Source organism: Pseudomonas sp. FG13, from assembly GCF_057809755.1.
Map to the genome: position 1 here is coordinate 69,332 of NZ_JBMDKO010000017.1, position 13,185 is coordinate 82,516.

Consider the following 13,185-nt stretch of genomic DNA (forward strand, 5'->3'; position numbering starts at 1 on the left):
CTATGGCTGGCTCAGATGAACGGCTTTTGTGGCGAGGGGATTTATCCCCGCTGGGCTGCAAAGCGGCCCTAAATCCTAACACCTCGGTGCATCAGATAAATTGTATTGGGGCTGCTGCACAGCCCAGCGGGGATAAATCCCCTCGCCACAGGTTCGGTGTCAGTTCTACAGCTTTGTAATCAACTCGGCTCCGGCATCGGCACCGGTGTCAGCACGGGTTTACCGGAAAAGAATGCATTCAGGTTCTGGCCCACCAGTTCCACCGTGCCTCGGGTCGCTTCCGGCGACAGGCCGGCGACGTGGGGCGTCAGGACCACGTTGGGCAGGAGCTTCAGGGCGTCGGGCACTTCGGGCTCGTGATCGAATACGTCCAGGGCCGCTCCGGCGATGCGTCGATGCTCCAGGGCGCTGATCAGTTCGTCGGTGGCGACCACGCTGGCCCGGGCGATATTCACCAGGAACCCCTTGGGGCCCAGGGCATCGAGGGCCTGCTTGCTGATCAAGCGCCGGGTGTCGAGTCCCCCGGGGGTGGCCACGATCAGGAAGTCTGATACCCGGGCCAGTTCCGTGGGCGTGGCGCAGAAGGTGTAGGGCACATCTTCGCGTACCCGCCGGCTGTGGTAGCTGACGCTCATGTCGAAGCCGAGGGCCGCGCGTTTGGCAATCGCCATGCCCACCGCGCCAAGGCCCAGCACGCCCAACCGTTTGCCAGCCAGGGAAGGGCGCATGACCTTCGTCCATTCCCCGCGGCGTACACAGGCGTCGGCCCGGGGGATGTCGCGCACCAGCGCCAGCAATAGCGCCATGGCGTGGTCGGCCACCGAGGACGCGTTGACCCCGGCACCGTTGGTGACCACGATGCCGCGGTTCCGGGCAGCCTGAAGGTCCACCTGCTCGTAGCCGGCGCCGATCACGCAGATGATCTGCAGGTTGGGCAGGGCCGCCATCTCGTCGGCTGTCAGACCCAGGGGGCCGCGGGTCAGCACCGCATTGAACCGCTCGCCATGCTCGAAAATCGCCGCTTTGCGCTCGGCCGGCGTGGGTGCCAGTTCCAGGTGATAACCCTGGCGTTCGAGGATCGGCAAGTAGTCATTGACGGTTTCAACCAGTACCAGGACGGTTGCGGTCATGCTGGGCTCCTGTGGGCAAATCGTACTGACGAATACCCTGTGGGAGCGAGCCTGCTCGCGATGGCGGCGAGTCAGTCGACGCCAGGTTGGCTGACAGGTCGCCATCGCGAGCAGGCTCGCTCCCACAGGTCTTGTGGATTCTGTTTGTGAGTGTAGGAGCTGGTGCAAAGCGGCGATACCTCATGCCCTGGCATTTTTTGCCATTCACCACCGCTCCTCAGCTAAGTCTTTGCTTCTGCTCGCTAATCCCGGACAATCGCGCCCCTGTTTCGGCCAGGGCGCTGCCTGTCGGGGTTTTCCGACTCGTCCCGGCCGGGTGCATATGACCGGAAAGCGGAGATCCGACCGGATGAATGATCAGGCCAATAGCGTCGAAGAACGCTTTGAATCGACAGCCCCAGCCACCCTCAGCCAATGGAGTCGCCAGGACACGACCTGGATGCTGGGCCTGTTTGGTACCGCCATCGGTGCCGGTACGTTGTTTCTACCGATCAATGCTGGCCTGGGCGGCTTCTGGCCCTTGCTGATCCTGGCATTGCTGGCATTTCCCATGACGTTCTACGCGCACCGGGGCCTGACCCGTTTCGTGCTGTCCGGTCGCGCCGGGGCGGACATCACCGAGGTGGTGGAAGAGCATTTCGGCATCAAGGCCGGCGCGCTGATCACCTTGCTGTATTTCTTTGCGATCTTCCCGATCCTGCTGATCTATAGCGTGGCGCTGACCAACACGGTGGGCAGCTTCCTGGAGCATCAACTGCATATCCAGCCGCCCCCCCGTGCCGTGCTGTCCCTGGTGCTGATCCTGGGCCTGCTGGCGGTGGTACGGTGTGGCGAGCAGGCGATCGTCAAGGCCATGAGCCTGATGGTCTACCCGTTTATCGTTGCACTGCTGTTCCTGGCGGTGTTCCTGATCCCACATTGGAGCGGCGGCATCTTGAGCACCGCGTCCACGCTGCCGGCCCCTTCGGCGCTGCTGCATACCCTGTGGCTGGCGATTCCGGTGATGGTGTTCTCGTTCAACCACTCGCCGATCATCTCGGCGTTCGCGGTGGACCAGAAACGCCGCTATGGGGAGGGTGCCGAGCAGCGCAGCGCGCAGATCCTGTCCCGCGCCCATGTGTTGATGGTGGTGATGGTGCTGTTCTTCGTGTTCAGCTGCGTGCTGACCCTGTCGCCGGCGCAACTGGCCGAAGCGAAGGCGCAGAACCTGTCGATCCTGTCGTACCTGGCCAACCATTTCAGCAACCCGACCATCGCGTTTGCGGCGCCGTTGATTGCCTTCGTGGCGATTTCCAAGTCGTTCCTGGGGCACTACATCGGCGCCAGTGAAGGCCTCAAGGGCCTGATCGTCAAGAGCGGCCGTCGCCCGGCAGCCAAGACCCTGGACCGCCTGACGGCAGTGTTCATGTTGCTGGTGTGCTGGATCGTTGCCACGCTCAACCCGAGCATCCTCGGCATGATCGAAACCCTGGGCGGCCCGGTGATCGCGGCCATCCTGTTTCTGATGCCGATGTACGCCATCCGCAAGGTCCCGGCCATGGCCCGCTATCGTGGTCAGGCGTCCAACGTCTTCGTGGTATCTGTGGGACTGGTGGCGATTACTGCACTGGTCTATTCCCTTACGGCTTGACACCCCAAATCCCCTGTAGGAGCGGGCTTGCTCGCGAATGCGGTGGGTCAGTTGCGGTGATGCTGGATGTGCCGCCGCCATCGCGAGCAAGCTCGGCTCCCACAGGCCTGTGGTGTCCTCGGAAATTGTGTTCACCCCAGATCCTCTGTGGGAGCGGGCTTGCTCGCGAAAGCGTTGTATCAGTCACCATGATGTTGGCTGACACGCAGCCTTCGCGAGCAAGCCCGCTCCCACATTTGAAATGCGATCCCCTGTGGGAGCGAGCCTGCTCGCGATAGCGGCAGCCCGGCTTGCATCAAAAGCCCAGGCATAAAAAAAACGCCGCCCCTCGCAAGAAGGGCGGCGTTTTCAGTCGAGCGTCGAAGCCTTAGGCTTGAACGACCGGGATGTTGGCGTTTGCAGCCGCTTCACGGAACTCGGCGATCTGGTCGAAGCTCAGGTAGCGGTACACGTCCGCTGCCATGCTGTCGATCTTGCCGGCGTATTCCATGTACTCCTCGACGGTCGGCAGGCGACCCAGGATCGATGCAACGGATGCCAGCTCGGCCGAAGCCAGGTAGACATTCGCGCCGTCGCCCAGACGGTTCGGGAAGTTACGGGTCGAGGTCGACACCACGGTGCTGTTCGGCTCGACGCGTGCCTGGTTACCCATGCACAGCGAGCAGCCTGGCATTTCCATCCGTGCACCGGCCTTGCCGTAGATGCCGTAGTAGCCTTCTTCGGTGAGCTGGTGAGCGTCCATCTTGGTCGGCGGCGAGAGCCACAGACGGGTTGGCAGCTGGCCCTTGACCTGGTCCAGCAACTTGCCGGCAGCGCGGAAGTGACCGATGTTGGTCATGCACGAGCCGATGAACACTTCGTCGATCTTCTCGCCAGCTACGCTGGAGAGCAGACGGGCGTCGTCCGGGTCGTTCGGGGCGCAGAGCACAGGCTCGTTGATGTTGGCCAGATCGATTTCGATGACTTCAGCGTATTCGGCGTCGGCATCGGCTTCCATCAGCTCAGGGTTGGCGATCCAGGCTTCCATCGCTTGGGCACGACGTTCCAGGGTACGGGCATCACCGTAGCCTTCGCCGATCATCCAGCGCAGCAGGGTGATGTTGGACTGCAGGTACTCGGTGATCGACTCTTTCGACAGCTTGATGGTGCAACCGGCAGCCGAACGTTCGGCCGATGCGTCGGACAGCTCGAAAGCCTGTTCCAGCGTCAGGCCTTCCAGGCCTTCGATTTCCAGGATGCGGCCGGAGAAGGCGTTTTTCTTGCCTTTCTTCTCGACAGTCAGCAGGCCGTTCTGGATCGCGAAGTAAGGAATGGCATGGACCAGGTCACGCAGGGTGATGCCAGGTTTCATCTTGCCTTTGAAGCGCACCAGGATCGATTCCGGCATGTCCAGCGGCATGACGCCGGTGGCAGCGGCGAACGCCACCAGGCCGGAACCGGCCGGGAACGAGATGCCCATCGGGAAACGGGTGTGGGAGTCACCACCGGTACCGACGGTGTCTGGCAGCAGCATGCGGTTCAGCCACGAGTGGATGATGCCGTCGCCCGGACGCAGGGAAACGCCGCCACGGGTCATGATGAAGTCAGGCAGGGTGTGGTGGGTGGTCACGTCGATCGGCTTTGGATACGCCGCGGTGTGGCAGAATGACTGCATCACCAGGTCAGCGGAGAAGCCCAGGCAGGCCAGGTCTTTCAACTCGTCACGGGTCATTGGACCGGTGGTGTCCTGGGAACCCACGGTGGTCATCTTCGGTTCGCAGTAGGTGCCAGGACGCACACCGGCTACGCCGCACGCCTTGCCGACCATTTTCTGCGCCAGGGTGAAACCCTTGGTGCTGGCGGCAGGGGCTTCAGGCTTCTTGAACAGGTCGAACGGTGGCAGGCCCAGCTCGGCACGGGCCTTCTCGGTCAGGCCACGGCCGATGATCAGCGGAATACGGCCGCCGGCGCGGACTTCGTCCAACAGGACCGGGGTCTTCATTTCGAAGGTGGTGATGACTTCGTCGGTACCGTGCTTGCAGACCTTGCCGGCGTGCGGGTACAGGTCGATCACGTCGCCCATGTTCATGTTCGACACGTCGAATTCGATCGGCAGGGCGCCGGCGTCTTCCATGGTGTTGTAGAAGATCGGGGCGATCTTGCTGCCGAAGCAGAAACCACCGGCACGCTTGTTCGGCACGTAAGGAATGTCGTCGCCGAAGAACCACAGCACCGAGTTGGTGGCGGATTTACGCGAGGAACCAGTACCGACCACGTCACCGACGTAGGCGATCGGGAACCCCTGGCCGCGCATTTCTTCGATCTGCTTCATCGGGCCGGTCTTGCCTTGCTCGTCCGGAACGATGCCGTCACGGGCCATTTTCAGCATGGCCAGGGCGTGCAGCGGGATGTCAGGGCGCGACCAGGCGTCCGGGGCAGGGGACAGGTCGTCGGTGTTGGTTTCGCCAGGAACCTTGAACACCCGCAGGCTGATCTTGTCGGCCAGCACCGGACGCTTCTTGAACCACTCGCCGTCGGCCCAGGATTGCAGCACGGCCTTGGCGTGGACGTTGCCGTTCTTGGCTTTTTCAGCCACATCGTGGAAGGCATCGAACATCAGCAGGGTGTGCTTGAGTTCTTCGGCGGCCACTGGCGCCAGCTCGGCGCTGTCCAGCAGTTCCACCAGGGTCACAATGTTGTAGCCGCCCTGCATGGTGCCGAGCAGTTCAACGGCGCGTTTCTTGTCCAGCAGAGGGGATTGGACTTCGCCCTTGGCCAGGGCGGAGAGGAAACCGGCCTTGACGTAGGCGGCTTCGTCGACTCCAGGCGGAACGCGGTTGGTGATCAGGTCAACGAGGAAAGCTTCTTCGCCAGCCGGGGGATTCTTCAGCAGCTCGACCAGGCCTGCGGTTTGTTCGGCGTTGAGCGGCTGGGGAACGATACCCAGTGCTGCACGCTCTTCGATATGTTTGCGGTAGGCTTCAAGCACAGTATTACCCTCATCAGTGGTCCCAAATGGGTGTCCGGGACGCTCATCCAGAAACCCGCGGTACCCATGCGCGTCGGGGGCTTTTTGAGCCACCACGCCAGGGTTTCCGGGGTTCCTCACAGAAGCTGCTTTCAAAGTTTTACGCCTGCAGAACGGGGAGCTGATGAGGGTTGGCGTTGGGCTTTCCCCGCTGGAAAGACCCTTCGCCAACACCGTTCTGAAGGAACGACTGTGCTCGTGACGCTTTGAAAACAGCTTCTAACGGACATTGGCGCCTTAAAAGGCTGGCTGATTCTACGGGAAAAAAAAATTAAAGGTAAGTTGGGCCGGGAAGTTTGAGGGGTGATCAATCTTAGACAAAGGGCTAACATGCCGGCCTGTCCTGCTTTTGCGTGTGCGTTCCGTTATGCCCAACCAGCTCATCAAGACCCCCTGCGTCGGCCTTTGCTCCACTGTCTACGGTGACCTGGTGTGCCGTGGCTGCAAGCGCTTCCACCACGAGGTGATTCACTGGAACGGCTACAGCGAAGACGAGAAACGCGCGGTGTGGATGCGCCTGGAGCAGTTGCTGGTGCAAGTCATGGTGGCGAAACTCGAGGTGTTCGACCCCGGGCTGCTGCGCGAGCAACTGGTGGCGCGCCAGATCCGCTTCGTCGCGCACCAGTCGGAATATTGCTGGGCCTATCAGTTGATCGCCCGGGGCGCCCGGGTGATCAACAACCTCGAAGCCTACGGCATGGTGCTGCTACCGGAATTCCGCGACTGGGAACTGCCGGACCTGCGGGACGCCATCGATCGGGAGTTTTTCCTGCTGTCCGAAGCCCATTACCAACGCTACATCGCGCCGGGGTTCCTGAAGGACGCGTTTGGCGGTTGAGACTGTGCTCCTTTGTGGCCCGCTGACATTCTTTGTGGCGAGGGGATTTATCCCCGCTGGGCTGCGTAGCAGCCCCATCACTGTGAGCTCAATCTGTCTGACACAGCGAGGCGGCTGGTTTCAGGGCTGCTGCGCACCCCAGCGGGGATAAATCCCCTCGCCACAAAGGTAGTTCCCACAAGGGTGGTGTTTCAGCTCTTGACCGCCAACTCCACCAAGTGATCCTCCACTTCCTGGGGCTTGAGCACCAGCACATCGCTTTCCAGGGTATCGAGCACCGCTTCGGCAGTATTGCCGATCAGCACCCCTGACAGCCCGGAGCGGGCCACGGTGCCAATGACTGTCACGGCGGCCTCGAGCTTGCGCGCCATATAGGGGATCAACACATCCGCCGGGCCTTCCTCGATGTGCAGATGTTGGTCGTCGATGTCGAATTCGGCCTGGAACGCCCGGCATTGTTCGTGATAACGGGCCTGTATGGTTTCCTTGAGCTGGAACGTCGGGTCGGCGGACGACAGCATCGGCGACGGATGGGCGCTGATTACGTGCAGGTGCGCCTTGGCCAGGAGGGCAATGTCATAGCCATGATCGATAATGGTGTTGTGCAGGTGCCGGTGTTCATCGTCGGTATTGCCCACGTCAACGGCGGCAAGAATCACCTTGTCTTTCCAGGAGCCCGCGGTTTTCACCAGTAGCACCGGGGTTGGGCAGTGGCGCAGCAGTTTCCAGTCCGCCGGGGTGAGCAGGGCTTTTTTCAGCGGGCTGTCCGGGAAATGCTGCTTGATCACCAGGCCACACCCTTCGGCCTGTTGTACATCGATGATGGTGTCGTGGAGGCTTTCGTTCCAGGCCTGTTCCGTGGTGACGCTGTAGCCGTCCGCCAGCAGCGCGGCTTTCAATACGCTGAGCATGCCGGCATGGTCATGTTTTTTGTCGCAGACCAGCAGGTGCAGATGGGCCTGGGTCACACCGGCGATCAACTTGGCGCGTTTGAGCGCCAGGCTTTCCGAGTGTTCGGGTTCGATGACCACCAGGATGCTGCGGATGGCTTGCATGATCGGCGTCTCCAGCAATGAAAAAGGCATGATGTTGCTCAACTATAGTTCTTGCCGGTGAGTCGTCGACTTGATGCATATCAACAGGGGTGGCTGGTGGTCTGGGGGCAGGCCGGTATAATCGGCGCCCTTCGCTCGACTACCTTTTGCCCGTGAGCCCCATGATCCTTCCCGAAATCCACGAATTCCTTGGCTGCCGCACTCCCGATGCCTGGGTCCAGGCTGCGCTGGCCGATCAGGAAACGTTGCTGATCGACCACAAGAACTGCGAGTTCAAGGCCGCCAGCACCGCCCTGAGCCTGATCGCCAAGTACCATTCCCATGTCGATCTGATCAACATGATGTCGCGCCTGGCCAGGGAAGAGCTGGTGCACCACGAGCAAGTCATGCGCCTGATGAAAAAGCGCAAGGTCGGCTTGCGTCAGCTCTCCGCCGGGCGTTACGCCTCGGGTCTGCGCAAAGTGGTGCGCAGCCACGAGCCAGTCAAGCTGGTGGATACCCTGGTGGTCGGTGCGTTCATCGAAGCCCGTAGTTGCGAGCGTTTCGAGGCGCTGGTGCCGCATCTGGACGAAGAGCTGGGCAAGTTCTATTTCGGCCTGCTGAAAAGCGAGGCCCGGCATTTCCAGGGCTATCTGAAACTGGCCTACCAGTACGGTGATGCCAAGGACATCGCCCAGGTGATCGACAAGGTGCGTGAGGCCGAGCGGGACCTGATCGAGTCGCCGGATGTGGAGTTTCGTTTTCACAGTGGTGTGCCGGCGCTGTAGTACAGCGTTGTCGGTACTGACGCCATCGCGAGCAGGCTCGCTCCCACAGGGGGAATGCGTTTCCATGTGGGAGCGAGCCTGCTCGCGATGGGGGCCTTAAGCCTTCAACCCCAGGCGCTCATGCCACTGGGCAATCGATTCCTCGGGGTAGACCTCGAACCGCTGGTCGCCCGGATACGCTTCGATTTCCACCCAGGGGGCCTTGGAGCCGAGCATCAGATGGGTGCGCTCTGGCGGAACCGGCAGCGGCGTATCGATAGCTGAGGCGAAAGGGTGGATCAATTCCGGCCATTCGGGGCTGAACAACCACAAACCCGAACCGCAAAGGGAGCAGAAATGCCGTTCGGCACTGCTGCGGTGGGCGCGTTTATCGCCTTCGTTCTTGAGCCGCGCATGATAAATCGATATGTGCCGGCGACCGCGCACCTTGAGGCTGCGGGCATCGCCGCCCAGGTTGATCGCGAAACCGCCGCCGCCCTGGGTCTTGCGACAGATCGAGCAGTAGCAGCGCTGGTAAGGGTAGGGGTGGGCACAGGTCAGGCTGAATGACACCTCGCCGCAATGGCAGGAACCTTCGAGCTGCATGGGAGCCTCCGATGGGGCTGGAATGACCTGGGATAGCGTAGACGGTCAGCGTTTCGACAGGTCTGACGCCATCGCGAGCAGGCTCGCTCCCACATTGAAATGCGATCCCCTGTGGGAGCGGGCTTGCTCGCGAAGAACGATCACGCGGTCCCACGGGCAGGCACCGGCACCCGCCACAGGTACCACGCCGCCACCGTCCGATAGGGGCTCCAGGCCAGGCCGATATCGATCATCTGCTTGCGACCGGGCTGTCGTTCGAGGCCCTTCAGACGCCGATAGCCTTCGCGCACACCGAAGTCGTCCACTGGCAGGATGTCCGGTCGCTCCAGGCTGTAGATCAGCAACATCTCCACGGTCCAGCGACCGACGCCGCGCAGGGTGACCAGGCGCTCGATCAAGGCTTCGTCGTCCATCGCCAACGCTGTCGGGTAATCCGGCACCACACCGTCCAGGGCTGCCTGTGCGATGCCCTGGATGGTTGCGATCTTGCTGGCGGAAAAACCGCAACCCCGCAACTGCTCGAAGTCGGTCGCCAGAATCTGCTCCGGCCTTGGGAATGGCTGCGTCGGAAACAACGCCAGCAGTCGACCGAAGATCGCATCGCCGGCCTTGGCGTGCAACTGCTGGTAGGCGATGGCCCGCACCAGGACTTCGTAGGGATCGCGGGCCGGCTTGGGTTGCAGCAGGCAGGGGCCGGTTGTTTCGACGTGACGCCGCCACTCTTCATCGAGGTTGGCAAGAAAGACACTGGCATCGTGGTACGGCACGGGCATCGGGTCTGTGTCCTCGGGATGGTCAGAACGCCAGGGGCAGGGAAACTTGCACAGCGGCTTTTTCCAGTCGCAGCAGGAAGGCCTTGCGCGGTTGCCCACCACCATAGCCGGTCAAGGAGCCGTCCGCACCGATCACCCGATGGCACGGTACAACGATGGCCAGGCGATTCTGACCATTGGCCAATCCTACGGCGCGGCTGGCGCCAGGGTTGCCGAGGACGGTGGCGATGGCGCCGTAGCTGCGAGTCTCGCCATAAGGGATTTTTTGCAGTTCGGCCCAGACCCGGATGGCAAATGCACTGCCGGGCATGTGCAACGGGACATTGAAGGTTGTGAGGTTGCCGGCGAAATAATCCGTCAGTTCGGTTTCGATCTGCTGCAAGTGTGCGTTGTGCCCCGGCGCGACGGTGTAGCCGTAGCGCTGTTGCAGTTCTTCGATTTCCCGGGTCAGGGCCGGACGGTCGAGAAACTCCAGCAGCACCAGTCCGCGTCGTTCGGCCATGGCCAGCATCGGCCCCAATGGGGTGGTCAGGCGCGTGAACAGCAGGGGTTCGCTTTGAGCGGCACGGCCGGGGGTGATGTGGAAAGACTTCACGAAAGCATCGCGAAATCCGCTCAGGGATTCGTAGCCCGAATCGAACGCCGCATTGTCGATGGAATTGCCCTCCTTGATCCCCCCCAGGGCGATGCCCAGGCGTCGGGTGCGCAGGTAGGCGTGAAAGGTCATGCCGAAATGCTGCTTGAACCAGCGCCGCAGTTTCAACGGTTCGATGCCTTGTTCCAGCAGCAAGGCGTCCGTCCAGCGCAGATCGGGTTCGGCGTCCACGGCCTTGAGCAGCGCCTGGATCCAGTCCGGTGCGATGGCGGCAGCGTCCAGGGGCTTGCAGCGCAGGCAGGCGCGGTAGCCGGCCGACAGGGCGTCGTCGGCATGGGCGAAGAACTCCACGTTCTCCGGTTTGGGTTTGCGCGCCGTGCAGGCGGGACGACAAAAAATGCCGGTGGTCTTGACCGCGGTGAAGAACACCCCCTCGTAGGCGGTGTCTCGTTCGAGCATGGCGCGGACCATCTCGGCGTGGGGTGGGAGCAGCGAGTCTTGTCTGTTCATGGGGCTGAGCATAGAGCTGCCTCCGGTACAGCTCCACCGAAAAATCGACAGTGAATTCTCTGTCGTTGGTCGGACAACCGCGAACAAAAAATGAACCTTTGAGTCTCAAAGGTTCAACCGTTGATTTTGTCTTTCGGAGACAACATGTCCAAACATAAGAAGTCATTAATTGCCGCCGCAGTTTGCACCCTGATGCTAGGGGCCTCTGCCTTGCTGCCGGCGGATCTGTCGCCCATTGGCGCGAGCTACGCTGCTGCGGGTGGAAATGGCGGTGGTAATGGAGGTGGCAACGGAGGTGGTAATGGCGGCGGCAATGGTGGTGGCAAGGGCAGTGGGAAATCCAGCGACTCCAGTGGTCACGGCAAAGGCCTGAGCAGCGATCACACCGGCACCGCGACACGCACCCGCGATCATGGCGTGAGCGGCAAGCACACCGGGACCACTCGCACTGACCGTACGAGCCATGCGTCGGTCACTTCGAGCATTGCCAACGACCGCGATACCCGCGGCTTGACCAAAGCTTCGGCTATTTCCGACAGCACGCCTGGTACCCACAACACCAAGGGACTGACCAACGCGACCAGTTCGTCGATCAAGAACGACCGCTGATCGTCTGAAAAAAGCCGCGACGCCTCCATCGAGGTGTCGCGGCTTTTTCTTGCCTTGTACTTTGCAACAGGGCGAAGGGCTCAGTACTTCCAGAACACCGGTGTGAACAACACCAGGACGGTCAGAATCTCCAGGCGACCCAGCAACATGCCAACGGTCAACAGCCATTTTGCGGCATCCGGCAAGGTCGAGAAGTTGCCCGCCGGCCCGATGATCGACCCCAGCCCCGGTCCCACGTTGCACACGGCGGTGGCCGCGCCGGTCAGGGCGGTTGTCCAGTCCAGGCCGATCAGTGCCAGCCCCAGGGCGATAGCGCCGATGGTGATGGCGAAGAAAAATGAAAACGTCAGCAGCGAGCGGGCGATTTCTTCATCGATGGGATGGTTGTTGTATTTTTTCTGGATCACTGCCCGGGGATGAATCAGTTGTTTCAAGCTGCCCATCAGCAAGGCTCGGGCCACCTGAAAGCGAAAGATCTTCAGGCCGCCGGCGGTTGATCCGGAACAGCCGCCGACGAACGTCAGGTAGAAGAACAGCAACAAGGCAAAACTGCCCCATAGGGTGTAGTCACCCAGCGCAACGCCCGTGGTGGTGACCACGGACGTCACGTTGACGGCCACGATACGGACCGCATCCCACCATGTGTAGTCACTGTTCAGGCTCAGCCAGGTTCCTACCACGAGCCAGGTGACGACCAGGAAGCCGACAAAACCCCTGACTTGCTGGTCCTTGAACAAGGCTCGTCTGTTGCCGCGCAAGGTGGCGACATACAAGGTAAATGGCAGCGAGCCGGCCATCATGACGACGACAGATACCCAATGGATCGCCGGTTGAGGCCAGTGCCCCAGGGATGCGTCCGACGTGGAAAAACCGCCCGTGGAGATCAGGGACATCGCATGATTGATCGCTTCGAAAGGCGTCATGCCTGCCAGCCACAAGGCCAGGGTCGCCAGAGCGGTCAATCCTATATAGATCCACAGAATGTAGTTCGCTGCGACGTGGGAGCGCGGGGTGACTTTTTCCGACCAGTCCGACGACTCGGTCTGGAACAGTCGCATGCCGCCGACCCGAAGCAGCGGCAGGACCGCTACCGCCATGCCGATAAAGCCGATCCCGCCAAGCCAGTGCAGCATCGAGCGCCAGATCAACAGGCCGGGGGATGCGTTGTCCAGCCCGGTCAGGACGGTCGAGCCGGTGGTGGTGATGCCTGACATCGTCTCGAAAAAGGCGTCGGTGTAGCTGATGTGCTGGATGAACACCAACGGCAGTGCGCAGAACACGCAGACGACGACCCAGCTGGCGGTCGTCAACAGGTACATGTCCCGAGGGCGCATCTGCGTGTGTGCGGGCCGTCCGCGAGCGACCAGCACGATGCCACAGGTGAAGGTGATCAGGCTCGACCATAAGAATGCCGAGAGGTCATCGTTTCGCCCATAGATCATCAGTGTGATGAGCGGAATCACCATGCTCGCGGCCAGCGTGATCAGGAAAATACCGAGAATGAAGCCAATGAATCGCAATACCGCAAAGGACATAGGGCGCGCCTGACTGAGATAGCCGCACAGTATCGGCTCCACTGGCCGGATTCGCATAGAGTTTACAAAAAAATCACCGGGTACCGCGTGGTTGCAATGGGGCAGTTTTGTTCAATACCTGCGGCTTGCGCAGATTTACTGTGTGCGCCAC

At 61.3% G+C, this 13,185-nt stretch carries 11 protein-coding genes; 4 read left to right on the top strand and 7 right to left on the bottom strand.

All coding sequences use genetic code 11. The features are described 5' to 3' along the window. Window positions 1–179: 179 nt before the first annotated feature. A complete protein-coding gene (locus tag ACODTO_RS15690) occupies window positions 180–1,130 on the bottom strand; it encodes a 2-hydroxyacid dehydrogenase (RefSeq protein WP_489106697.1) in 951 nt (316 codons plus the stop codon). Window positions 1,131–1,479: 349 nt separating this feature from the next. Here ACODTO_RS15690 and ACODTO_RS15695 point away from each other — a divergent pair, with 349 nt between their 5' ends. After that, complete coding sequence (locus ACODTO_RS15695; RefSeq protein ID WP_139648383.1) at window positions 1,480–2,760, top strand: serine/threonine transporter; 1,281 nt, start codon at window positions 1,480–1,482, stop codon at window positions 2,758–2,760. Window positions 2,761–3,127: 367 nt separating this feature from the next. Here the strand turns inward: ACODTO_RS15695 and acnB are convergent, their stop codons facing one another. Next, complete coding sequence (gene acnB, locus ACODTO_RS15700) at window positions 3,128–5,728, bottom strand: bifunctional aconitate hydratase 2/2-methylisocitrate dehydratase (protein WP_139648385.1); 2,601 nt, start codon at window positions 5,726–5,728, stop codon at window positions 3,128–3,130. Between the two features lie 406 nt (window positions 5,729–6,134). Here acnB and ACODTO_RS15705 point away from each other — a divergent pair, with 406 nt between their 5' ends. Then, a complete protein-coding gene (locus ACODTO_RS15705; RefSeq protein WP_139648387.1) occupies window positions 6,135–6,605 on the top strand; it encodes a DUF1289 domain-containing protein in 471 nt (156 codons plus the stop codon). 191 nt (window positions 6,606–6,796) lie between these two features. Here the strand turns inward: ACODTO_RS15705 and ACODTO_RS15710 are convergent, their stop codons facing one another. Continuing rightward, window positions 6,797–7,660, bottom strand: a complete 864-nt coding sequence (locus tag ACODTO_RS15710) for a universal stress protein (protein ID WP_139648389.1) — start codon at window positions 7,658–7,660, stop codon at window positions 6,797–6,799. Between the two features lie 161 nt (window positions 7,661–7,821). Here ACODTO_RS15710 and ACODTO_RS15715 point away from each other — a divergent pair, with 161 nt between their 5' ends. Next, the gene (locus ACODTO_RS15715; protein WP_047700941.1) at window positions 7,822–8,427 is read left to right on the top strand and encodes a MiaE family protein; all 606 of its coding nucleotides are present in this window, start codon (window positions 7,822–7,824) and stop codon (window positions 8,425–8,427) included. Window positions 8,428–8,523: 96 nt separating this feature from the next. On the opposite strand, the gene ACODTO_RS15720 is transcribed toward ACODTO_RS15715, so the two are convergent. From ACODTO_RS15720 to ACODTO_RS15730, 3 genes are all read right to left on the bottom strand, one after another. Continuing rightward, on the bottom strand, window positions 8,524–9,012 hold the full coding sequence (locus ACODTO_RS15720; RefSeq protein ID WP_489106698.1) for a GFA family protein: 489 nt from the start codon (window positions 9,010–9,012) through the stop codon (window positions 8,524–8,526). A 140-nt stretch (window positions 9,013–9,152) separates the two neighbouring features. Further along, on the bottom strand, window positions 9,153–9,785 hold the full coding sequence (locus ACODTO_RS15725) for a DNA-3-methyladenine glycosylase family protein (RefSeq protein WP_139648393.1): 633 nt from the start codon (window positions 9,783–9,785) through the stop codon (window positions 9,153–9,155). Window positions 9,786–9,807: 22 nt separating this feature from the next. Next, the gene (locus tag ACODTO_RS15730) at window positions 9,808–10,890 is read right to left on the bottom strand and encodes a bifunctional transcriptional activator/DNA repair enzyme AdaA (RefSeq protein ID WP_175385692.1); all 1,083 of its coding nucleotides are present in this window, start codon (window positions 10,888–10,890) and stop codon (window positions 9,808–9,810) included. A 144-nt stretch (window positions 10,891–11,034) separates the two neighbouring features. Between ACODTO_RS15730 and ACODTO_RS15735 the strand changes: the two genes are divergently transcribed. Further along, complete coding sequence (locus ACODTO_RS15735; protein WP_139648396.1) at window positions 11,035–11,499, top strand: hypothetical protein; 465 nt, start codon at window positions 11,035–11,037, stop codon at window positions 11,497–11,499. A gap of 80 nt (window positions 11,500–11,579) precedes the next feature. On the opposite strand, the gene ACODTO_RS15740 is transcribed toward ACODTO_RS15735, so the two are convergent. Further along, window positions 11,580–13,034: a TrkH family potassium uptake protein gene (locus ACODTO_RS15740; protein WP_139648398.1), complete on the bottom strand. Its 1,455-nt coding sequence runs from the start codon at window positions 13,032–13,034 to the stop codon at window positions 11,580–11,582. Window positions 13,035–13,185: the final 151 nt, after the last annotated feature.